Genomic DNA, 23,298 nt, shown 5'->3' with positions numbered 1-23,298 from the left:
GAATCAGGATAACCAGGATTATAGGATTAACAGGATGATTATTTGATGGTTGATGACTATTTACTTAATATTTTGTCAGAATCAGGATAACCAGGATTATAGGATTAACAGGATGATTATTTGATGGTTGATGACTATTTACTTAATATTTTGTCTGATAGCGTAGCGTGGCGTAAGCCATATCAGGATATCCAGGATTATAGGATTAACAGGATTGTTATTTGATGGTTGATGACTATTTACTTAATATTTTGTCAGAATCAGGATAACCAGGATTATAGGATTAACAGGATGATTATTTGATGGTTAATGGCTGTCGTTTATGTATTGATTATTATATCTCACCTCATAAATATTTATTTACTTTTCTCTATACTAATCATCAACAACTAACCAATAATCAAACAATCACATCCTGTAAACTTTAAATATTTGACATTGTGATTTTTATACTATTAAGATTACAAGATTATTGTATAAATCATAGCAGCTTATATTAACTCATGGGTAAAAATTTCAATACAGTCAAGACGGAGGTTAAACACTGGAGAAATTTCACATTTAATGGTCAAGTTTACGACTTATCACATCTTGATGTTCACTGGGTTGAATATACTGATGATACAGATGAAAATAACCCATTCACATACAGATTTATCGTCACATATAGCTCACATTGTTTTACGAAAGAATCGGATGAACTGAGCAGCGAAGAATCAAATTTATTGATGTATAATGCTCCAAGAGAGTCTAGACCATTCAATTTTGAAAGATACAACTTGTCAAAGCATTTACCCAGTATTATCAAGTCACTGGGTGAAAAAACAACATTAGTATGTCATGCTGGATATGGAAACTTTGCAACCGTTAAAATTGTAGATTCTAATGGTATTGAAGTTGATTATTTTGTTGTTTTTACAGTATTTCGGGAAAGTAAAAAGCTGAGGTTGCACGTAGAAAGCTCCTACCCTAAATATGATGGTATAGGTAAAATCAAAAAAGTTCGCTTTTTTGTGATAGCTAAAAACTTATTAAATAATAAAAAATTACCCAGTCCTTAAATAACAAAGACTCCTTGAGGAGTCTTCGCCAAAAATCAATTTTTGGTATTCAGAACGTCTTTACCGGAATTCCTCGACCATAAAGGTAACGGGATGTCATGTTTAGACTATCTTTCAACGCCTAAATCATGTCTGCTGCATCCTATATTTCCATATTAGGCTATATTTTCAATTTCGTCAAGTTTCTATTTGTCTGATAGCGTAGCGTGGCGTAAGCCATATCAGGATACCCAGGATTAGAGGATTTACAGGATGGTTATTTGATGGTTGATGACTATTTACTTAATATTTTGTCTGAATCAGGATAACCAGGATTAGAGGATTTACAGGATGGTTATTTGATGATTACTAGAGGTAAATGATGTATTGATTATTACGGTAATTTCATGAAAATTAACCTTTCTCCATACTAATCATCAACAACTAACCAATAATCGAACAATCACATCCTGTACATCCTTAAATCCTGGACATCCTGATTCTGACAATATTAAAATTATGTAAACAAATAACAAAATTACTCAAATATGCTATTTTACATACAGCATACATGAAACCAACCATTAACGAATCATGAATCATCCACAACAACCGCGAGAATACGATGCTGTGCTTGGTGGTAATAGTCCATTACTAGAAGGTGCTGCGGTTTTAGGTGGAATTGAAGGGGTAAAATTGCGGTTACAAAATCCAGATGCACAGTTAAGAATTGCTGCACTTGAGCAAGCTGTGAATTATGGAGAACAGGGTTTAGATTTGGTGATTGCAGGTTTAAATGATGAATCTTGGGATATTCAAAATACGGCTTATTTAATATTAAGTGACAGAACAGAAACAAAAGTTAAACAAGCATTAATTTCTAATCTCCAAGGGTTAAAACTAGAAAAGATTGAAGTAGTAACAACTAACAAATTTGGAAAAATTATTCAACGACAGCAACGTATAGCCAAATATTTTATAGAAGATTTGGGTAATGGTGTGACATTGGACATGGCTGCAATTCCTGGTGGTACTTTTATGATGGGTTCACCAGAAAATGAAGCGGGAAGAAGTGATAATGAAAGTCCCCAGCATCAAGTTACAGTTCCTAGTTTCTTCATGGGAAAATATCCAGTAACACAGGCACAATATCAAGCTATTATGGGAACCAACCCTTCTGATTTCAAAGGTGATAATCGCCCTGTTGAAAGAGTTAGTTGGACTAATGCGGTGGCTTTCTGTGAAAAGTTAAGCCAAAAAATCGGAAAAACCTACAGATTGCCAAGTGAAGCCGAATGGGAATATGCCTGTCGAGCGGGAACTACCACACCGTTTCACTTTGGAGAGACGATTACAACGGATTTAGCTAACTATGATGGTAACTACACTTATCACGGTGGGATTAAAGGAATTTACCGAAAAGAAACAACAGAAGTAGGCAGCTTTGGAGTAGCGAATAATTTTGGCTTATACGATATGCACGGCAATGTCTGGGAGTGGTGTCAAGACAGTTGGCATAATAGCTATAAAGGTGCGCCGACAGATGGAAGCGCATGGCTAGATACTGAAGAAAATACCAATTTTAAGCTGCTGCGCGGTGGTTCGTGGAACGACGATCCTGGAAATTGCCGTTCTGCTTGTCGCTACAACAACAATCTCGACGACTACGACGACAATATTGGTTTTCGGGTTGTATGTAGTGGTGCGGCGAGGACTTAATAGCACTATGCGCTTTTGCCCTCTTGCTCTTTTCTTTTCTTATCCCTCTCGCATAGCGAGAAAAATTTTTTTGTCTGAATCAGGATATCCAGGATTAAAGGATTGACAGGATTGTAATTTGATGGTTGATGACTATTTACTTAATATTTTGTCTGAATCAGGATAACCAGGATTAAAGGATTTACAGGATTGTAATTTGATGGTTGATAGATGAGATTCATATATTTATTCTTTTATCTCACTTCATGAAAATTAACCTTTCTCTATCCTAATCATCAACAACTAACGAATAATCAAACAATCACATCCTGTACATCCTCAAATCCTGGTCATCCTGATATGGCTTACGCCACGCTTCGCTATCAGACAATAATATGCTATTTTACATACAGCATACATGAAACCAACCATTAACGAATCATGAATCATCCACAACAACCGCGAGAATACGATGCTGTGCTTGGTGGTAATAGTCCATTACTAGAAGGTGCTGCGGTTTTAGGTGGAATTGAAGGGGTAAAATTGCGGTTACAAAATCCAGATGCACAGTTAAGAATTGCTGCACTTGAGCAAGCTGTGAATTATGGAGAACAGGGTTTAGATTTGGTGATTGCAGGTTTAAATGATGAATCTTGGGATATTCAAAATACGGCTTATTTAATATTAAGTGACAGAACAGAAACAAAAGTTAAACAAGCATTAATTTCTAATCTCCAAGGGTTAAAACTAGAAAAGATTGAAGTAGTAACAACTAACAAATTTGGAAAAATTATTCAACGACAGCAACGTATAGCCAAATATTTTATAGAAGATTTGGGTAATGGTGTGACATTGGACATGGCTGCAATTCCTGGTGGTACTTTTATGATGGGTTCACCAGAAAATGAAGCGGGAAGAAGTGATAATGAAAGTCCCCAGCATCAAGTTACAGTTCCTAGTTTCTTTATGGGAAAATATCCAGTAACACAGGCACAATATCAAGCTATTATGGGAAATAACCCTTCTTATTTCGAAGGTAGTAATCGCCCAGTTGAACAAGTTAGTTGGATTAATACCGTGGCTTTCTGTAAAAAGTTAAGCCAAAAAATCGGAAAGACCTACAGACTGCCCAGTGAAGCCGAATGGGAATATGCTTGTAGAGCGGGAACTACTACACCATTTCACTTTGGAGAGACGATGACAACGGATTTAGCTAACTATGATGGTAATTATACTTATGGACAAGGAACTAAAGGAGTTTATAGAGAAGAAACAAGAGAAGTAGGCAGCTTTGGAGTAGCTAACAATTTTGGATTATATGATATGCACGGCAATATACGTGAGTGGTGTCAAGATAATTGGCATGGTAACTATGAAGGTGCGCCAACAAATGGAAGCGAATGGCTAGATATTGAAGAGAATATTAACTGGAAAATGCTGCGTGGTGGTTCGTGGAGCAGCATTCCTGATTATTGCCGTTCTGCTTATCGCAGCAGCAACTACCTCGGTACCGACCTCAACGGTCTCGGTTTTCGGGTTGTATGTAGTGGTGCGGCGAGGACTTAGTAGCACTATGCGCTTTTTCCCTCTTGCTCTTTTCTTGTCAGAATCAGGATATCCAGGATTATAGGATTTACAGGATTGTAATTTGATGATTGATAGATGAGATTCATATATTTATTCTTTTATCTCACTTCATAAATATTTACTTTTCTCTATCCTAATCATCAACAACTAACGAATAATCAAACAATCACATCCTGTACATCCTTAAATCCTGGACATCCTGATTCTGACAATAATCTTCCATCTCACTTCATAAATATTCAATTTCCTCTATACTAATAACAACTAACGAATAATCAAACAATCACATCCTGTACATCCTCAAATCCTGGATATCCTGATATGGCTTACGCCACGCTACGCTATCAGACAAAAAATTTTCTTCTTTGCGTCTTTGCTCCTTGGCGACTTTGCGCGAAATAAAAACCCCAATAAACTAACAACTAACTCCCTTATTTATACATAATGAATAACCCCCATCAACAACTACTCCAACAAATAGACCTCATGCTTCGCGCCCGCTATCCCCTACTATATATAGTCGGAGTGGAAGAAGAACCAATAGAACAAGTCCTGCAACAACTTACCCAAATATCCCAGACACCACGACAACTATTATTATGGGATATCGTCACCGGTTGGGATGACAACGGAACTGATAAAGGTTCAGTCATGGGAGCATTATCAAGAATTGCCAAAACCCCAGAAAATACAACCACAATATTTGTATTGCGAGACATTCATTTCATCCTCAAAAACCCCGAAACAGAAAAAAATGCTCCCGTAATTCGGGCTATCAAAAACCTCACCCGTCAACTCAAACGCACACGCCAAACCCTCATCCTCACTAGTCATACTTTAACCATTCCCCCAGAATTACAAGAAGAAATTACAGTTATTGATTTTCCCTTACCCAACATCCAAGAAATAGATTATTTAATTCAGCAATTAATAGTCCCCGAAAAACTGAATTTAAATGGACTGGGAAAAGAACAATTAATCAAAGCCTGTCAAGGATTAAGTCGCGCCAGAATTAGAAGAGTTTTAGCCGCAGCTTTAGCAGCAAAAGGACAAGTCAACGAAACAGATATTGATAGAGTATTAGAAGAGAAAAAACAAGCAGTTCGCCAAACCGGAATCTTAGAATTTTACACGGCCAATGAATCATTAAAAAACGTCGGTGGCTTGGAAAATCTCAAACAGTGGGTGCGAATGCGTCAAGATGCTTTTACCGAAGAAGCACGACGTTATGGAATACCCAACCCCAAAGGCGTTTTATTAGTAGGAATCCAAGGAACAGGAAAATCATTATCAGCCAAAACTATCGCCCATGAATGGCGTTTACCATTGTTACGTTTAGACGTGGGGAGATTATTTGGGGGTATAGTCGGAGAAAGTGAAAGTCGCATTCGCCAAATGATACAATTAGCAGAAGCAATATCACCCTGTGTATTATGGATGGATGAAATAGATAAGGCATTTGGTAATATTAATAGTGGTACAGATGGTGACTCTGGCACATCGCGCCGGGTATTTGGTACACTCATTACCTGGATGCAAGAAAAAACCAGTCCGGTGTTTATGGTGGCTACTGCTAATAATGTGCAAATATTACCAGCCGAGTTATTAAGAAAAGGGCGATTTGATGAAATTTTCTTTTTAAATTTACCCACGGAAAAAGAACGCCATGATATTTTTAAAGTCCATTTGCAAAAAATCCGTCCTTCCCGACTGCGAGATTTTGATTTACAGAAACTTGCAAGTCATAGCGAAAATTTTAGCGGTGCAGAAATTCAACAGGTAATTATTGATGGTATGCACCGCGCTTTTGGTAGTTTAATTGATGGTAATAGGAGGGATTTTAACACTGAAGATATTTTAGCTGCGGTGTCGGAAACTGTTCCTTTGGCTGCTATTGCTAAGGAACAAATTACTAGTTTAAAACGCTGGGCGGCGGAAGCTGGCGCAAGAACGGCTTCTATTGATACGCTGTTAATTGAGGAGTTGAAGGTTTATTCTCAGCAGCAAGGTTTGGGTCCTTTGGAGGTGGATTAAATAATAAAAGAAAACGAACCGCAGAGGCGCGGAGGACGCGGAGGGAAGAGGTTTTGGAGAGATTTTTCGTAGGAGTTGATTTTTTATGTCTCATTTTACAACTATCAAGGTGCAAATTAAGCAGGGTGAAGTTTTGCTTCAGGTTTTGCAAGAGTTAGGTTATCAGGTTGAACAAAATACTCAGGTTCGGGGTTATAGGGGTGATAAAACTAATGCTGAATATGTGATTAAGCAATCTAATGGTTATGATTTGGGTTTTCGTAAAAATGGAGAAGGTTATGAATTAGTGGCTGATTTTTGGGGTGCGAAAATTAATCAGCAGGAGTTTATTAATAATATCAGTCAAAAATACGCCCATAAAACTTTGATGGAAACAATTCAAACTGAGGGTTTTAATGTGGAGGAAGAGGAGGTTTTAGCAGATGGTACGGTGCGGGTTATTGTTGGTAGATGGGTTTAATTTCTGATTTATTAACATTATTAAAAAGTAAAAATCATCATGGCTGAATATCAAAAAGTTGAATATCGCATTGGGAAGGATGGTAAAATTGTGGAACGGGTTTTAAATGTCACTGGTTCTAGTTGTGTGGAAACAACAAAGGGGTTAGAAAAATCTTTGGGAGAAATAGAATCTCAAGAATTGTTACCGGAATATTATCAAGATGATGAGTTAATTACAGCTTCCGAAAATCAATCTTTACAACAACAATAATTCCTCGTTCCTTGTCTCTGACAAGGAATGCAGTATAGAGGCTCTGCCTCTTCTGATAAAATAGAGGTAGAACCTCTAGGATTGCATTCCCAGTCTGGAGACTGGGAACGAGAAAAGAAGTCGGGGATCTAAACACCAGCTACATAAACAAATAATATGCTAGAACAAATTAATCAAGTTGCTTTTGCTGTAATTCTCGTAATCATCGTTTATATTATTCTGCGGATATTATTCCCAGCAAATAATCAAAATACATCTATTAGTAATCAACCTGTTACTTCTCCAGACACAGAACAGAAGATTAAAGATTTAGAAATTCAATGTCAACGACTCAGGGAGGAATTAAAACAACAATCTCAACAATTACAAACTGATTTTCAACAAGAAACTTTTACCCAATTACAAACTCTACTCAGCAATTATCCCACAGTTAAAAAAATGGCTTTAGCTAAACCTGAATTACCCGCTAAAAACCTAATTTCCCTATTCACATCTTTAGATAGTTTAATTACCAATTGGGGTTATACTGCTATTGGTGAAACTTGGAAACAGGTTAATTATAATCCCCAATTACATCAAGCTGATAGTGATGATATTCAAGAAGGGGAATTAGTATATATTCGTTTTATTGGTTATCAGGATGGTGATAAGGTTCTCTATCCTGCTAAAATTAGTCGCACTCTACCCGGAGGATTTGATAATACTTAAACTCATGAATTTGTAGGTTGGGTTGAGGAACGAAACCCAACATTTACTGCTTACAATTTTTTAGATAATATATTTATTCTGTCTTCACCCAACATCAAGATATCAATTATCTATCATTTTTGTTGGGTTGCGCTTCGCTTAACCCAACCTACTTAAATTATGACAACTATCGCAATTGATTTTGGTACAAGTAATACTGTAATTAGTATTTTAGAAGCTGATACTCAATTACCTAAAAGTTTACGTTTTCCTAATTTATCCCGTTTGTTTTTGGGTGTAAATTCTCAAGGTGAAAGATTAGAATATCCCGTTATTCCTAGTTTAATGTTTATTAAATCAGGTAATAATATCATATTAGGTGAAGGTGTGAGAAGTCAAAGATTAGGACTTTCTCAAAGTTATCCTCCTGAAAGATTATTTAAAAAGTTTAAACGCGATTTAGCTGGAGATTATCAACCACCAGCAATCCAAATTGATGGGATAAATTATAATGCTATTTCTGTTTCTGAGTTGTTTATCCAAACTATTTGGACGGAAATAAAAAGGCAAAATATCCAACCTAGTCATTTAATTTTTACTGTTCCTGTTGGTGCTTTTGAACGTTATTTAGATTGGTTTCGAGATTTGGGGACAAAATTAAATGTTTCTCAAGTATCAGTTATAGATGAATCTACAGCAGCAGCTTTAGGATATGCTGTAAAACGCCCTGGTAAGTTAATTTTGGTAGTAGATTTTGGTGGGGGAACTCTCGATTTGAGTTTGGTTAAAACTATGACTAATTCTCATGAAAATAACAGTTTACGCGCTGAGGTTTTAGCTAAGTCGGAAGCCTATGTAGGTGGGGAAGATATTGATGTTTGGATAGTTGATGATTATTTGCATTCTCAAAATTTAACCCCGGAACAAGTTGGAAAAATTGGTTATCAAAATTTATTAGAAATTGCGGAAAGATTAAAAATTCAATTATCAAAAAATCAATCTGTGGCTGAAAGTTGGTTTGATGATGAATCTTTTATGTCTTATGAATTAAAAATTACTCGTGAAAAGTTAGAAGAAATTTTAGAATATAGACAGTTTTTACAACAGTTACGAGATGCTTTAGATGAAGTTTTAGCTTCTGCTTTGCGAAAGGGTATTTCTAAGAATGATATTGAACAGGTTTTGTTAGTAGGAGGGAGTTGTTTAATTCCCGCAGTTCAACAATTAATTATTTCCTATTTTGGTAAAAATAAAGTAAAATTAGATAAACCTTTTGATGCTGTGTGTCATGGTGCATTAGCAATAACGCAGATTACCGAAATAGATGATTTTCTCCGTCATAGTTACGCGATTCGTTTATGGGAAAATTATAGCAAAAGTTATATTTATCATCGCTTATTTACCAAAGGTGAAAAATATCCTTGTCAACGTCAAGAATGGTTAAATCTGCAAGTTGCAAATAATGGACAAAAAGAGATTCGTTTAGATATTGGTGAATTAGGTGATATGTCACAAACAGAAATTGCGTTTGATGCTTCGGGAAGAATGACTTCTAGCACTCTCCAACATCAAGAAAGTTACCGTTCCCTAGATAATCAAAATCAACAGGTTTGTGTGGCAAAACTTAACCCACTAGGTGAAGCAGGAATTGATAGAATATCGGTGTTGTTTGAGGTAGATTCTCGACGGATTTTATTAGCAACTGTCAAGGATTTATTGACGGGAAAAGTTTTAATTAATAGGGGAGAAATTTATAAGTTGACATAAATAAAATAATACAAGTGTTCCTATGATAAAAAATGCAATGCTTCTGTAATTTTAATCATATCTATACAGCACTTCCCGGTGTTATGAGGTACATATCTAGCGGGCAAGATGCCCGCACTACAAGAGTTCCATGATTCAACTTTGTACCTCATAAGAGCGGAAACCGCTGTAATAATTTAATTATATTGCTACTTAACTTTTTTGACAAGATCAATTACTATTGATGGTTGCGTAGTCGAAAACAAATCAATTTTATAAAACTTGCATTTGTGAGACAATTTCTCTGTTCAATTAAAAATAATTGTTAAATCTATGAGCAATCAAGGTTCTATTCCCGTTATCATTAACGGTGCTGCTGGTAAAATGGGACGTGAGGTAATTAAAGCAGTAGCCCAAGCGTCTGATTTGATTTTAATGGGTGCAATTGACACAACTCCCGAACATCAAGGTAAAGACGCGGGGGAACTAGCGGGTTTAAGTGAACCCCTGGAAGTACCAATTACCAATCAATTAGAGCCAATGTTGGGGTATGTGGCTGGGGAAAGACAGATGCAACCGGGGGTATTAGTTGATTTTACCCATCCTGATGCAGTTTATAATAATATTCGCAGTGCGATCGCCTATGGAATTCGTCCAGTGGTGGGAACTACAGGTTTAAGTCCCGCACAACTGGAAGAATTAGCTGATTTTGCGGAAAAAGCCAGTACCGGTTGTTTGATTATTCCTAACTTTTCCATTGGTATGGTACTCCTCCAAGAAGCCGCTGTCAGAGCTTCCCAGTATTTTGATCATGTAGAAATTATCGAACTCCATCATAACCAAAAAGCAGATGCTCCCAGCGGTACAGCCATTCAAACAGCCCAATTATTAGGCGAATTGGGTAAAACCTTTAACACTGCTATTGTGGAAGAAACGGAGAAAATAGCCGGAGCTAGAGGCAGTTTAGCAGACGAAGGGATTAGAATTCATAGTATCCGCTTACCGGGACTCATTGCCCACCAAGAAGTGATTTTCGGTGCAGCAGGGCAAATTTACACCTTACGTCATGATACCAGCGATCGCGCCTGTTATATGCCAGGAGTAATATTAGCCATCCGCAAAGTTAATCAGCTAAAGTCATTAGTATATGGATTAGAAAAAATACTTTAAAAGCAAGGAGTCAGGAGTCAGGAGTCAGGAGTCAGAATAATAATAAATATAGAGAGAAGTGAAATTTTCTCAACCTCATCAAAGTTGACTCCAAAAGCCATTATTATCTTGACTTCCATATTCTCTATTCTGAATCCTTACCTTGAAAATTGCGATTTTTCCATCTCCAAGCCAAAAGCCAAAAATATGCTCGTTCCCCTAACTCGCCAAAAATTTGAACAAATCATTCCCCTGGTTGCCTCTGGACCACAATATAAATACTATTGGGGAAAGTTAAGCAATTTTGTGCAGCGGATACTAATTTCTGTAGTTACCTTAGCTGTGCTATTGCTTGCACAATTCTTGTTTAGATTGGAATTTGGGTTAATCTTCTTTTTTGGAGTATTTGGTGCTTTCTTTTGGCTTTGGTATCCCGTATTTCAAGCAAGTATCCGCAATGGAAAATGCCGCCGTTATAAATACAGTGGCTTTTTCCGGGGACGAGTGCTAGACTGGTGGATTACAGATAAGTTAATGGGCAAACAGGAAACCGTTAACGGCAAAGGTGAGTTAGTCATCATCGAAAACCGTGAAAAGCGGATTAACTTAGAAATAGGCGACGACACAGGATTTAGTGTGGAGTTTGAAGCCCCATTACGCAACGCCCACAAAGTCATTTCTCGTGGTCAAATAGCTGAAATGGTGGTTATGTCAAATAGTTCTGATTTAAGCACAATTGAAGAATTCAGCGATATATATATTCCTAGTCGTGATCTATGGGTAAGCGATTATCCTTATGTCCGCAAAGACTTTTTTAATGAAGTTAGTGTCCGCTTACGTGCAAACCAGGAAAGAAAACCCCGCCGCCGTTCACCGAAGACATAGGGATAGGGAATAGAGTTTAATCTCAGGGGATAAGCACAAGTTGGAAAAGTCAGATAAGTTCACCGGGAAACTTCTGACTTTTCTCAATACCTTAGCCAAAATAAGAGCCTTGATAATTTTTGGCAAAAACGGCAAAAATAAGCATACATAAGCGTTTCGAGGAAAAGGTAGTTTAGAATCTAAAACCCTTATCCTACCGTCAATACATTTAAAAAATCCTTGTCGGAAACCTTTAAGGAATTTTTAGGGCTGATTGTTTTTGCCAAGCAAGAGCGAGAAACGGGAGTTCATGGTTAAAGCATTATCATCTCACCCTCGTAATTTGGCTAAGGTATTCTTTTCTGGCTTGTTTTATGCTATTTAATGAACTAATTCTCCAAAATATCCTTAAATTATGAGTGATTTACAAAGTCAAAATCCACTGAATGCTAACGCTAATCTCGTCGGTATTGGCATGGATAATCAACTATGGACAAGAAAGACCTTAACCAGTAATTGGGAAAAAATACCCAATAGTGGCTCGGTTTTGGCGATTACCTTTATGCCTGATGGTACTCTGGTGGGTATTGGCATGGATAATCAACTATGGACAAGAAAAAATTACTTAACCAGTAATTGGGAACATATACCTAATAGTGGTGCAGTTTTGGCGATTACTGCTATGCCTGACGGTACTCTGGTAGGTATTGGCATGAACAATCAACTATTTACAAGAAAAAATTACTTAACCAGTAATTGGGAACATATACCTAATAGTGGTGCAGTTTTGGCGATTACTGCTATGCCTGACGGTACTCTGGTAGGTATTGGCATGAACAATCAACTATTTACAAGAAAAACCTTAACCAGCAATTGGGAACATATACCCAATAGTGGTGCAGTTTTGGCGATTACTGCTATGCCTGACGGTACTCTGGTAGGTATTGGCATGAACAATCAACTATTTACAAGAAAAACCTTAACCAGCAATTGGGAACATATACCCAATAGTGGGGCAGTTTTGGGTATTGCATATTACCCAGCCGTGCGCCAACCAGTGCCAAAACCTTTAAAACTGAATGCTAACGCTAATCTCGTCGGTATTGGCATGAACAATCAACTATTTACAAGAAAAAATTACTTAACCAGTAATTGGGAACATATACCTAATAGTGGTGCAGTTTTGGCGATTACCTTTATGCCTGATGGTACTCTGGTGGGTATTGGCATGAACAATCAACTATTTACAAGAAAAAATTACTTAACCAGTAATTGGGAACATATACCCAATAGTGGTGCAGTTTTGGCGATTACTGCTATGCCTGACGGTACTCTGGTAGGTATTGGCATGAACAATCAACTATTTACAAGAAAAAATTACTTAACCAGTAATTGGGAACATATACCTAATAGTGGTGCAGTTTTGGCGATTACTGCTATGCCTGACGGTACTCTGGTAGGTATTGGCATGAACAATCAACTATTTACAAGAAAAAATTACTTAACCAGTAATTGGGAACATATACCTAATAGTGGTGCAGTTTTGGCGATTACTGCTATGCCTGACGGTACTCTGGTAGGTATTGGCATGAACAATCAACTATTTACAAGAAAAACCTTAACCAGCAATTGGGAACATATACCCAATAGTGGGGCAGTTTTGGGTATTGCATATTACCCAGCCGTGCGCCAACCAGTGCCAAAACCTTTAAATGGGCAAATTGTTGTTAATGCAGATGAATGGACACTAAGCAATCAAGGTTTCCAAAAAGCCCCTGATACAGCCACATTTGTGACTAATGTTGCCCAATACTTTGTTGGTGATGAAAAAGGTAAATTTCATGTACTTTCCAATAATTTCGGTTTAACTCAATCTTCTTTAGAGCAAACAATGACCAAAGCAGGTCATACTTGGACTAAAGGAATGAATATCCCCATTGATTTAGCAACCCTTTCTCAATATGATGCTGTTTTTGTCGGTGGCGATCCTGTTAATAATCAAGTCTTAATTGATTATGTGAAGAATGGTGGCAAAGTATATCTCTGCGCTGGTACAGGTCAAGGAGGCTTACAAACTGAAGCCAACAATTGGAATACTTTTCTCGCTGCATTTGGTCTAAAATATGGGGGTTCATATAATGGAATTAGCGGAAATTGTCCCGTTAATCAAAATCACCCTCTATTTGCAGGAGTAAAAACCATTTATCAAGATAATGGTAACTCTATTGTTGATTTACAACCGGATTCGCCACTTAATCAAGTTATCCTTACTCATAGTAGTGGACAAGGGCTAATCGCTACGGCTGAATTTATTAAAACCCCTGCACCTCAACCAACTCCCGCGCCTGTGTCACCAGTTGATGTAACTCCTGTACCAACCCCTGCACCTCAACCAACTCCCGCGCCTGTGTCACCAGTTGATGTAACTCCTGTACCAACTCCTGCACCTCAACCAACTCCCGCGCCTGTGTCACCAGTTGATGTAACTCCTGTACCAACTCCTGCGCCTGTACCAACTCCCGCGCCTGTACCAACTCCCGAACCTTTAGTAACTGACTCGGAAGAATTTACCATCACTGCCACGACAAATGTAACTATTTCCAAATTAGTTTATAAAGGTGCAGTTAAACGCACTCAAGCCGATGAATATATAGAGATTAGCAACTTAGGTAATAGTCCTGCTAATATCTCTGGGTGGAAAATAACTTCTGCGGGTAGTTCTAAGCAATTTTTAACCTTCCCACCAGGAACTATCTTAGAAGGTGGTAAGAGTTTCCGCATTTACACGAATGAAGTACATCCTGAAACAGGTGGTTTCTCCTTTGGTAGTAAAACTGCTATTTGGAATGATGCAGGGGATGAAGCTAAACTTTTTGATACCGCAGGAAGCAATGTTTCCACTTTAGCTTATGGGAAAAATACCGTTGCTGGCATCAAACAAGAGTTAAAAGTTCCTCAATTAAAGTTTGTGGCTACTCATACTTTAATTAACAAACAAATGGCTTTAGGCGGAAAAGTCACATTTACCGAAGCTTTATCTTCAGCAATTCAGAGTTTTCTTGAAGATGATAGTAATGCTAAAAATCCTTTGGCATTAATTCTTAAAGATCCCACAGCTTTTGGTTTAGCTGCTGGTGCTACTAAAGCAATGGCTACTGAAAAGTTGCGTTCTTATCTGAACGAGGGCGGAACATTGAGTTTACTTCCTAATGCTAAAAGTAGCACAGGAGTGGATAAAAATTGGATTTTTGAGCTATCACTGGCAGCATTTGCAGGGAAAACCTTCTGTGCAGTTGTGACCTGTTAGGCTGTATCGTTCCAGTGTAGGGGATAGCGAAGCGCGACCTAGGAATCGCAGTAAGTTGGATAGAACACAATCAAACACTATTGACTGTGATCCCTAGGTCTGACAAGAAGACTGTTTCCTATTCTTTACTCCGTTATCTCCCTCCAGTTCTATCTTGTCCATAGGCTTGCCAAGCTAAATCCACTAAGCCGTCAACAATGGCAGCAGCTACGACAGCGTTACCCTTGCGACCTTCAATAGTGATATAAGGAACTAGAGATTCTTGCAACCGTTCTTTTGCCGTTTCTAAATTTATAAAACCTGCTGGAGTCGCAATTATTAAAGCGGGTCTAATTTCTTCAGATTCAATTAATTCAACTAGTGCAGTTAATGCTGTTTGTGCTTGACCAACCACAAATATCCCCTCTGGATAACGCCGAGCTAGGGTTTCAATACCCCAAGCAGCATGGGTTTTTTCTTTTTGGGGTCGTGTTAGTGCTTCCATACTGCAATACACTGGATTAGCAAATGTATTTTGAATATCATGGGCTATGGCTGCTTGTACCATTGGTGCATCTACGACAATGGTAGTACGTGCTACCAGGGCTGCTGCTCCAGCTTGTAATGCTTGTTCTGAAAACCGGATTAAGGATTTATACTCTAAATCTGCTGTAGCATAAACTACGCGACGAACGATTTCATACTCTGCTGGTGAAAAAATATGATCACCAATTTCAGTATCAATAATTGCCAAACTTTGAGCGTCAGTTACGTGCCATTCCATTGTTATTTAATGTATTAGTTTTTAGCTTACCAGTTTCCGTGCGTAGTCTTTGTTGATTGGTAATTGGCAATTAGTAATTGGGCAGAATTTATTTCTAGTTGCCAGTTACCAGTCAGTATCCTATAACTTTTCAGGATTCAGCGTTAGAGGAAGTCCGACTAAACACGGGGGATAAATAAGCTACTAAAGCACCAATGGCAAAAGCGGAAATATTGCGGACGAGAGGCAACCAATCGCTTGTCCGGGTAATAACTGGAGCAATACCGAAGGCAATAAATAATATTCCCCATAAAGGTGAGAAAATTAACGCCCATTGCCAACCAAGTATCTTTTTGTCGCCGCGCGGTTGGGCAGCAAAACCACAAATAATCCCCCCAACAGCAGAGGTAACAAGGGTGAGTATCCATTGTTCTCTAGGGAGTCCAGGAACGACGTTACAACCGCCTTTGAGTAAGCAACCTTTCACTGAATTTAGAGCCTGGAGAATGGCTTGATCTTCTCCTTCTTCACGGACAAAGTATAAGTTACCAAAGCGGGTTTGTAGTTCAATCCAGAAGGTGCGGGGTAAGAATTCATAAACGGCATCACCAACACTAAAGCTGAGGATGTTACCACCACGAGCATCTGCTACTAGGAGAATGCTTTTATCATCTAAACCCCAATATTTGATTACTGCTCTCCCTGGGGTGCGGTCGTATTGAGTTAAAACGCGCAATTTCCAACCAGTATCAGTTTCAAACTGCTCTAATTCTTTAACTAGCTTTTCTTCTTGGGGGTCAGGGAGAGTTTTTGCTAAATCTACTACTGGGGTGACAAAGCTGGGTAGCAAATCGGGATTTTCATAAGCTAGGGCAGATGGAGAATTAATTGCCCAAATTGAGCCAATAAAGCCAAATACGGCAATTGATACTAAAATTCGTCGCCAAAAACACAGGTGCATGAACGTTATTATACTATTATCTAGGGGAGAATGTAAAAAGTGCTTTTCAAAGATTAATGTAAAAGTGATACTTCTTTACACTTCTTTACCTTACTCTAATATTAGATATCTCAGCAAAATCTGATGGAGAAATTAGGAATTGGTGACCACCCGCTGTTCATCAGTTTTGGCAGTGTTTAATCCCGTTCTCATTAGACATCTCCGAAAAAGATCGTAGAGACGTTCCATGGAACGTCTCTACAAGGGTTTCAAGTCACGTACATTTAATTCTCGGAGATGTCTATTGATCAGCGTTTTCGCATTTCTCCTGGTTTTTTTTTGCGAGCGAAGCTTGTCCAAGCTGCTTTAAAGCCGACGAAGACACTACGGGTGCTAATTTGTAGATTTTCTGCTTGTTTTTTGGCGGTATCTAGACTTTGATCAAATTGTTTGACAACTTGACCGGCACTTTTAACACCTTCACTAACATCATCGGTTAATTCGGTTATTTCTAAGGTGGTGTTGCGGATAGCGTTGAGAGTGGGTGGCAACTCCCGTGAAAGGGTATCAAAGAATTTTTCGGCACTGCGAGCAGCATGGGCTAGTTCCTGCAAAGCGGGTATGGCTGCCACCAAAACGGCTGTTAGACTGGCAGCAACTAAGAGGATGGATAGTCCCAGCCAAAACAAAGGATCAATCACGGTTATGCCACTTATGAACGTTCTAGTTTTTCGGTCAAAGGATGAGTATCTGTTGTGGCGCTGCTGACATCAACAGTATTTTTTTTGTTTAAATTTTGGCTTTCGCGCTGGGTAGCGTCTATACCAACTGCGATCGCATCCCGCAGTCTGTCTACAGTTTCATCCCAGTTTTGCAGGGTGCTATTAGAAAGACGATCTGCCTGAATTTGCACGCTGGTCGTGATATCTTCTGCTAATTCGGGGATAGCATTGGCAGATTTTTTGACAAGTTTACGGGTTTCCCGTCCTGTGCGGGGAGCAACTAATAAACCTGCTAAAGTGCCAATAGCTGCTCCTAACATCAAACCACCAATAAAGATTCCAGAACGGTTGTTAGACATTTTTTGATTTTTCTACTCCATAGAATTTATCTTATATCTTGCACTGGGTATTGAGAAGTTGCGGTGACACAATTAAAACTTCTTCTTTCTTCTTTCTTCTCTCTTCTTTTTGACAACTGACCACTGTACGGGCGAAGCATTTGGAGAACTATTTTTGGCAATAACCGATAATTTATCTTCCAAATGCTTCGCCCCTACTGACCACTGACGACTGACTCTTACATATTAGCTATAAGTTGCTACTTTTTTAGCTACAAGCCAAAGATTAGATACAGCATATTTCACACATACTACCTCTCTTGAAGCATCACAAGAACCTTTGAGGGTTTGTGTTTTTATATCATCTTTTACAAGTTTGGCCTGGTAAGTATAGAGAGTTCCAGAAGGTTGTTCAAAACTTAACTCACCTAAAATTGTCTGATTATCTAGGCTTTTCTCCAGAATTTTCCCTGTGACTTTATAGTTAAACCAATCCCAACCTAAACGCAGCATGAGTTCTCTTTCCAAAATTTGCAAGGGATTTGGTAAGATTCCCCAACCGCGATAAACTTTATTTAAACATTCTATATTTCCAGTTTGGGTAAGAATTGATTTAAAGGTATCTTGATCCAGAACTCCGTAATATCTGCCTTGGGGAAAATCTATGGCTGTGGGTGCAAATCTATGTCCACCAAAGTGACTTGATCTCCAAATTCTGAGATGATTTAACTGTAAATCAAAGATGGTATTTTGAGCATGAAAGTAAAAAGGATTGCCATATTTTGCACAACATTGATCATGGCTACCATGGGTACAAACTAATATATCTCTTGTGGGATTGGATGCTATTTCATCATCAACACTGACTCCAGTTAACCATTTCCTGACTACTCCTGCTACTTGTTCAATATTTGGTAATTTAAATTCTTGTTTTTGGTATCCGTTACTTAATCCCTTTTCTTGCTGATAAATTAATAAAGTTGTTTGTTCTTCCCTGTGTGTTTCATCATTAGCAATTAATAGAAAATGAATTGATAATTTAGCACGTTTGACATCTGCAACCAAAATCCGTAAATTATCTGGAACCCATTTAGAATTAAAGGCTTCAGAAACCCAAGGGGTAGGACATTCTACTAATATATAGGTTTGGTGGTTGGTAGCACTACCAATAACATCTTCTTGTATTTCTCGTGAATGATCAGCGCAAAAAAAATTATTCATTGACACTTACTCAAATATATATTTTATGAACAATTGTTAACAAAAATCTAGGTAGACACTTTATCAAATTCTGATTTTTCCCAGTCTTTCCGGTTAAATAAATGCTCTTTCCCAAAATGTTAAGAATTCAAAATATCATTTTTTTTACATTTAACAGGGAGATTTTCGAGAATATCTGGAGCTAATTTATCGCTTTTTTGATTAGTATTCTTCATCCTTAGTCTTAATCGCTGAATTCTGAGATTTAAACTTTTCCCTAAATGATCTAAGAGACTTCCAATTAAAAAAATATCCCAAAATCTCTTGTGGTGCGGGCATCTTGCCCGCTAACAACACAAGGACGGGCAAGATGCCCATCCTACAAAATTGGATCATCTTTTTTGTGGAATTCTCTAAATAGAAAATTCGATCCTTTGTCTGTATACTTAATGACATACATTCACTAGCTTTTAAATTATAGCTAAATTTATCCATATTGCGAAATATTCTCAATTGATTGTGAAAAAAATATAAAGGCTAGAAACTTTCTTTTTATCTAATCACGTATTTTGACTCTAACCCAACTCAATTGCTAAAGCAACTATTTTCTCAAATAAATTCTACAAAAATATATCTTTACATTAATTTATCCTTCATAAAAATTAATAATATTCATAATCTAACAAAAACCGATCATAAGTATCATTGGATTTACAAATGTAATAAATAAGATTATACATAAGTTACAAGAATAATTAATACAGAAATATTTTTATGCAGACAGTAAAGATGGTTTCATAGTGAACTACAACAAAATTGTGATTAAGTAATAATGGTGAATGGTTGTTTTGTCAATTCCCTATTTTTAATTATATGACATTAATTTTAGCTCTGGATTTTGGTGGCACAAAATTGGCAGCAGCAACAGTAAAGGGTGGTGCGAAGGAGTGGTTGTACCATGAATCACGGTTTTCACCCGCAAATGGTGATGCTTTGACTGATTTAGAAATTATGCGATCGCTCATTGATTCCGTGCTAAAAGGAAGGAAACCGGATGCCATTGGTGTCAGCTTCGGTGGTCCAGTAGATGCAACCACAGGTTTAGTCCGCTTATCTCATCACGTTCCTGGCTGGGAAAATGTTCCCCTCAAACAAATACTCGAAGAAGATTATTGTACACCTGTCAGTATAGATAATGATGCTAACGTTGCTGCTGTTGGTGAACATCGCTTTGGGGCTGGACAAGGATATGATAGCCTATTTTATATTACCATTAGCACTGGTGTCGGTGGAGGGTGGATACTTGACGGCAAGCTTTGGCGGGGTGCATTAGGCATGGCGGGAGAAATTGGACACATGGTAGTAGATCCTAGAGGTCCCTTATGCTTATGTGGAAAACGGGGATGTGTAGAACGTTTAGCTTCGGGTCCCTACATGGCGCAAAATGCCCGGGAAATGCTGGAGAAAGAACCACCCAGTGCTAACGGCAAAGTCAGGGGAGACGTACTTAGGTATTTGACAGGTAATGATCTCAACTTACTTACAGGCAAAGTCATTAGTACCGCAGCAGCCAACGGAGATGAAATAGCACAAGAGGTATTATATCGGGGTGCTTGGGCGTTGGGAGTCGGTATTGGTAATGTAGCCAATTTGATGAATCCCCAACGGTTTGTTTTAGGTGGTGGTGTGACCAAAGCTGGGGATAATTTCTGGACTGTGGTGCGGAAAGTAGCTAGGGAAACCGCACTCCCAGAGGTGAATTTTGAGGTTGTGCGGGCATTGTTGGGTGATGATGCACCTTTGTGGGGGGCTGTGGCTTTGGGTTTGAGTGTGTTAGATTAAATTCTTTTTCTCACGCAAAGGCGCAAAGACGCAAAGAATAATCAAGAGTTTCCTTTAAATATTCGCTTGTTGTCTTTGATAAAGTGACCAGTACAAACCTTTTTGTTTTAAGAGTTCTAAATGTGTTCCTCGTTCGGCTATTACTCCTTTTTCCATGACTAATATTAAATCGGCTCGTTTGAGGGGGGCAAAACGGTGGGCAATTAAGAATACTGTGCGGTTAGAGGAAACATTTTTGAGGTTTTGTAATACTTGTTGTTCGGTTTCACTATCTAAGGCACTGGTGGCTTCATCTAATATGAGAATTGGTGCAGACGCTAGAAATAATCTGGCTAATGCTATGCGTTGTCTTTGTCCTCCAGATAATGCTGTTCCTCTTTCTCCTACGTTGTTTTCATAACCGTAAGGTAGTTGACTAATGAAGTCATGGGCTACTGCTAATCTGGCTGCTTCGACAACTTGTTCGGAGGTAATATCTGGATTTCCTAATGTGATGTTTTCTAAGATTGAACCATTAAATAAAAAGTCTTCTTGGAGAACTACACCGATTTGTTGTCGTAAGGATGCTAAGTCAGCACTTTTGATATCAAATCCATCAATTAGAATCCGTCCTGATTCAATTTGATAAAGTCGTTGAATAATTTTGGAAAGGGTACTTTTTCCTGAACCACTTCTGCCAACAATGCCTACAAATTGTCCGGGTTCAACATTAAAAGAAATTCCTTTTAATACTGGTTCGGTGTTGGCATTATAGCGAAAGAAAACTTGATCAAAATTAACTTCTCCTTTGAGGGGTGGTAATACTAATCCTGTTCCTGCTTCTGTTTCTGGGGCAGCGTTGAGAATATCACCAATTCTATCTACTGATAATAGAACTTGTTGGAGATTTTGCCATAACTGCACTAGCCGTAATAGTGGGCTGGTCACTCTTCCTGATAACATTTGGAAGGCGATTAATTGACCAATTGTTAGTTGATGATCAATTACTAATTTTGCCCCAACCCACAGGATGATTAAGGTGGAAAAGTTAGTCAGAAAGTCACCAATATTACTACTAATATTGGATGTAGTTGAGGCTTTAAAACTGGTACGAATAAAGCGGGCAAATAAACCTTCCCAGCGTTCTCTTGCTATTGGTTCGGCTGCATGGGCTTTAACTGAATGAATGCCGGTAATTGTCTCGACTAAAAATGATTGACTGTCAGCACTGCGGTTAAAAGTTTCATTTAGCCAATTTCGCAAAATTGGTGTCGTGATGATGGTTAACGTCGCAAATAATGGTAATACGGCTAAGGCTACAAATGTCAGGGGAATGTTGTAATAAAACATCAATCCCAGGTAAACTACAGCAAAGATACTGTCAAGAATGACGGTTAAGGCTGTACCTGTGAGAAATTGGCGAATTTGTTCTAATTCCTGGACTCTAGCGACTGTATCGCCCACTCTCCGCGACTCAAAATAAGCCAAGGGTAAACGCATTAAATGGCGAAAAAGTTGGGCTGATAAACTCAAATCTAAACGCCGGGCTGTGTGGGTAAATATGAATAGCCGCAGCATACCCAGAATAGATTCAAATGTCGCCACTAGCAAGAGAGCGATCGCCATCACATCTAAGGTGGCTAAACTCTCCTGTACCATCACTTTATCAATGATGACTTGAGTAATTAATGGTGACGCTAATCCCAATAATTGCAAGGTAAATGAAGCTATTAAAACCTCACCTAACAAACCCCGATATTTCCAAACTGCGGGAGTAAACCAAGCTAAATTAAATTTCTCTTGTTGGGAAATTAATTCAGCTTGCCATAATGTCCCATTCCAACAATTTTCTACTACAGATTGCGGTAATTGTTCACAACTATAATCAGGATTTTGGGGATTAGCAATAATTAAATAATTGCCTTTGATTCCATAGGCTACTACCCAATTTAATTGGTTATTTTTACCTTCCTGATTACTTTGATTCCACAACAACAAAGCAGGAAAAGTTAATTGGCGTAAATCACTCCAACTAACCTGCAATTTCCGCAAAACTAACCCTACTTTTTCCGCAGCTTCTATCAGGTTTTTGGGTTTTTGTCCCCGCAGTTGGCGTTGTACCCATTCCAATTGCACAGGATTTTGTAAATGTTGTGCCACCATTGTTAAACAAGCTGCACCTGTATTCCCACTTCCCACAAAGGGATAATTGGAAATTATCGGTGGAGAAGGTGCGGAAGGAGGTAGAGAAATGGGAGAATTAGCAACTGGTAAAATGGCTTCTGTTTCCTCTACCTCTAGTGAATTTGTCCAAAATTCATCAATTTGAGAATTGACAAACTTTTTCCATACAGCCGAATTCCAACACACTACTACTACTTCCTTGCTGGTAGCGATAGCTTTACAATCAGCAAATATTTGTTGACAGTTACCAAACCAATCTCCTGTTTGTAAAGTAGCTACAGTTTTATTTTCTTCTTCTTCTCGTAACCGGACTTTACCAGTGACAATGAAGAACTGATAACTTCCCTCGTCAAAGGCATCACCACCTAATTTTTGTGACCAAATTTTTTCGCCAAGTTTGTAATTACGAATTTCCGCTTGCTGTTTTAATTCGCTTTTTTCTTCAGCATTTAGCCAGGATAGCGGCGGTTCATTCCAGGGTAAATTGTTTAACACATTTATTAGTTAAAATTGATTATTGAAATGTT

16 protein-coding genes and 2 pseudogenes are annotated in these 23,298 nt (G+C 38.2%); 12 read left to right on the top strand and 6 right to left on the bottom strand.

The window, feature by feature from the left end; genetic code table 11:
• Positions 1–503 precede the first annotated feature (503 nt).
• From BMF77_RS03725 to BMF77_RS28815, 11 genes and pseudogenes are all read left to right on the top strand, one after another.
• Positions 504–1,061, top strand: coding sequence for a heat-shock protein (locus tag BMF77_RS03725; protein WP_148760757.1), 558 nt, complete (start codon positions 504–506; stop codon positions 1,059–1,061).
• Between the two features lie 873 nt (positions 1,062–1,934).
• Positions 1,935–2,759, top strand: a pseudogene (locus BMF77_RS03720) (formylglycine-generating enzyme family protein); the annotation flags it as partial.
• A 420-nt stretch (positions 2,760–3,179) separates the two neighbouring features.
• A complete protein-coding gene (locus tag BMF77_RS03715; RefSeq protein WP_148760753.1) occupies positions 3,180–4,304 on the top strand; it encodes an SUMF1/EgtB/PvdO family nonheme iron enzyme in 1,125 nt (374 codons plus the stop codon).
• Positions 4,305–4,769: 465 nt separating this feature from the next.
• Positions 4,770–6,359, top strand: coding sequence for an AAA family ATPase (locus BMF77_RS03710; RefSeq protein WP_148760751.1), 1,590 nt, complete (start codon positions 4,770–4,772; stop codon positions 6,357–6,359).
• An 85-nt stretch (positions 6,360–6,444) separates the two neighbouring features.
• Positions 6,445–6,819, top strand: a complete 375-nt coding sequence (locus BMF77_RS03705; RefSeq protein WP_148760749.1) for a DUF1257 domain-containing protein — start codon at positions 6,445–6,447, stop codon at positions 6,817–6,819.
• Positions 6,820–6,858: 39 nt separating this feature from the next.
• Positions 6,859–7,071, top strand: coding sequence for a DUF2997 domain-containing protein (locus BMF77_RS03700; protein WP_148760747.1), 213 nt, complete (start codon positions 6,859–6,861; stop codon positions 7,069–7,071).
• Positions 7,072–7,227: 156 nt separating this feature from the next.
• Complete coding sequence (locus tag BMF77_RS03695; RefSeq protein ID WP_148760745.1) at positions 7,228–7,779, top strand: nucleotide exchange factor GrpE; 552 nt, start codon at positions 7,228–7,230, stop codon at positions 7,777–7,779.
• 159 nt (positions 7,780–7,938) lie between these two features.
• The gene (locus BMF77_RS03690; protein WP_148760743.1) at positions 7,939–9,525 is read left to right on the top strand and encodes an Hsp70 family protein; all 1,587 of its coding nucleotides are present in this window, start codon (positions 7,939–7,941) and stop codon (positions 9,523–9,525) included.
• Positions 9,526–9,837: 312 nt separating this feature from the next.
• A complete protein-coding gene (gene dapB, locus BMF77_RS03685) occupies positions 9,838–10,674 on the top strand; it encodes a 4-hydroxy-tetrahydrodipicolinate reductase (protein WP_148760741.1) in 837 nt (278 codons plus the stop codon).
• A gap of 186 nt (positions 10,675–10,860) precedes the next feature.
• On the top strand, positions 10,861–11,538 hold the full coding sequence (locus BMF77_RS03680) for a phosphate ABC transporter permease (protein WP_148766782.1): 678 nt from the start codon (positions 10,861–10,863) through the stop codon (positions 11,536–11,538).
• Between the two features lie 394 nt (positions 11,539–11,932).
• A complete protein-coding gene (locus BMF77_RS28815; RefSeq protein ID WP_210422293.1) occupies positions 11,933–14,824 on the top strand; it encodes a tectonin domain-containing protein in 2,892 nt (963 codons plus the stop codon).
• Between the two features lie 133 nt (positions 14,825–14,957).
• Here BMF77_RS28815 and BMF77_RS03670 read toward each other — a convergent pair whose 3' ends face one another.
• The 5 genes and pseudogenes from BMF77_RS03670 to BMF77_RS03650 form a co-directional block, all read right to left on the bottom strand.
• Positions 14,958–15,587 carry a precorrin-8X methylmutase gene (locus tag BMF77_RS03670; RefSeq protein WP_148760739.1) on the bottom strand — a complete coding sequence of 210 codons (630 nt, stop codon included), beginning with the start codon at positions 15,585–15,587 and terminating at the stop codon, positions 14,958–14,960.
• 130 nt (positions 15,588–15,717) lie between these two features.
• Positions 15,718–16,527 (bottom strand): TPM domain-containing protein, encoded by an 810-nt coding sequence (locus tag BMF77_RS03665; protein ID WP_148760737.1) that lies wholly within the window; start codon positions 16,525–16,527, stop codon positions 15,718–15,720.
• 314 nt (positions 16,528–16,841) lie between these two features.
• Positions 16,842–17,207 (bottom strand): annotated as a pseudogene (locus tag BMF77_RS03660) (hypothetical protein); the annotation flags it as partial.
• An 11-nt stretch (positions 17,208–17,218) separates the two neighbouring features.
• Positions 17,219–17,587: a YtxH domain-containing protein gene (locus BMF77_RS03655; protein WP_148760735.1), complete on the bottom strand. Its 369-nt coding sequence runs from the start codon at positions 17,585–17,587 to the stop codon at positions 17,219–17,221.
• Positions 17,588–17,812: 225 nt separating this feature from the next.
• Positions 17,813–18,787 carry a sucrase ferredoxin gene (locus BMF77_RS03650; RefSeq protein WP_148760733.1) on the bottom strand — a complete coding sequence of 325 codons (975 nt, stop codon included), beginning with the start codon at positions 18,785–18,787 and terminating at the stop codon, positions 17,813–17,815.
• A gap of 852 nt (positions 18,788–19,639) precedes the next feature.
• On the opposite strand from BMF77_RS03650, the gene BMF77_RS03645 reads away from it, so the two are divergent.
• Positions 19,640–20,608 (top strand): ROK family protein, encoded by a 969-nt coding sequence (locus BMF77_RS03645; RefSeq protein WP_148760731.1) that lies wholly within the window; start codon positions 19,640–19,642, stop codon positions 20,606–20,608.
• Between the two features lie 54 nt (positions 20,609–20,662).
• On the opposite strand, the gene BMF77_RS03640 is transcribed toward BMF77_RS03645, so the two are convergent.
• Complete coding sequence (locus BMF77_RS03640; RefSeq protein ID WP_148760729.1) at positions 20,663–23,266, bottom strand: type I secretion system permease/ATPase; 2,604 nt, start codon at positions 23,264–23,266, stop codon at positions 20,663–20,665.
• Between the last annotated feature and the right edge of the window lie 32 nt (positions 23,267–23,298).

Source organism: Dolichospermum sp. UHCC 0315A, assembly GCF_008121535.1.
GTDB classification, from domain to species: domain Bacteria; phylum Cyanobacteriota; class Cyanobacteriia; order Cyanobacteriales; family Nostocaceae; genus Dolichospermum; species Dolichospermum lemmermannii.
Note: the sequence above shows the minus strand (reverse complement) of the source record. Positions and strands in the feature narration are given on the sequence as shown.

What these genes read in the sequence shown, in the direction of transcription:
- BMF77_RS28815 (WP_210422293.1), top strand. Translation starts at nt 11,933, where the DNA reads ATGAGTGATTTACAAAGTCAAAATCCACTGAATGCTAACGCTAATCTC.
- BMF77_RS03645 (WP_148760731.1), top strand. Translation starts at nt 19,640, where the DNA reads ATGACATTAATTTTAGCTCTGGATTTTGGTGGCACAAAATTGGCAGCA.
- BMF77_RS03715 (WP_148760753.1), top strand. Translation starts at nt 3,180, where the DNA reads ATGAATCATCCACAACAACCGCGAGAATACGATGCTGTGCTTGGTGGT.
- dapB (WP_148760741.1), top strand. Translation starts at nt 9,838, where the DNA reads ATGAGCAATCAAGGTTCTATTCCCGTTATCATTAACGGTGCTGCTGGT.
- BMF77_RS03725 (WP_148760757.1), top strand. Translation starts at nt 504, where the DNA reads ATGGGTAAAAATTTCAATACAGTCAAGACGGAGGTTAAACACTGGAGA.
- BMF77_RS03670 (WP_148760739.1), bottom strand. Translation starts at nt 15,587, where the DNA reads ATGGAATGGCACGTAACTGACGCTCAAAGTTTGGCAATTATTGATACT.
- BMF77_RS03655 (WP_148760735.1), bottom strand. Translation starts at nt 17,587, where the DNA reads ATGTCTAACAACCGTTCTGGAATCTTTATTGGTGGTTTGATGTTAGGA.
- BMF77_RS03695 (WP_148760745.1), top strand. Translation starts at nt 7,228, where the DNA reads ATGCTAGAACAAATTAATCAAGTTGCTTTTGCTGTAATTCTCGTAATC.
- BMF77_RS03665 (WP_148760737.1), bottom strand. Translation starts at nt 16,527, where the DNA reads ATGCACCTGTGTTTTTGGCGACGAATTTTAGTATCAATTGCCGTATTT.
- BMF77_RS03650 (WP_148760733.1), bottom strand. Translation starts at nt 18,787, where the DNA reads ATGAATAATTTTTTTTGCGCTGATCATTCACGAGAAATACAAGAAGAT.
- BMF77_RS03680 (WP_148766782.1), top strand. Translation starts at nt 10,861, where the DNA reads ATGCTCGTTCCCCTAACTCGCCAAAAATTTGAACAAATCATTCCCCTG.
- BMF77_RS03710 (WP_148760751.1), top strand. Translation starts at nt 4,770, where the DNA reads ATGAATAACCCCCATCAACAACTACTCCAACAAATAGACCTCATGCTT.
- BMF77_RS03700 (WP_148760747.1), top strand. Translation starts at nt 6,859, where the DNA reads ATGGCTGAATATCAAAAAGTTGAATATCGCATTGGGAAGGATGGTAAA.
- BMF77_RS03705 (WP_148760749.1), top strand. Translation starts at nt 6,445, where the DNA reads ATGTCTCATTTTACAACTATCAAGGTGCAAATTAAGCAGGGTGAAGTT.
- BMF77_RS03690 (WP_148760743.1), top strand. Translation starts at nt 7,939, where the DNA reads ATGACAACTATCGCAATTGATTTTGGTACAAGTAATACTGTAATTAGT.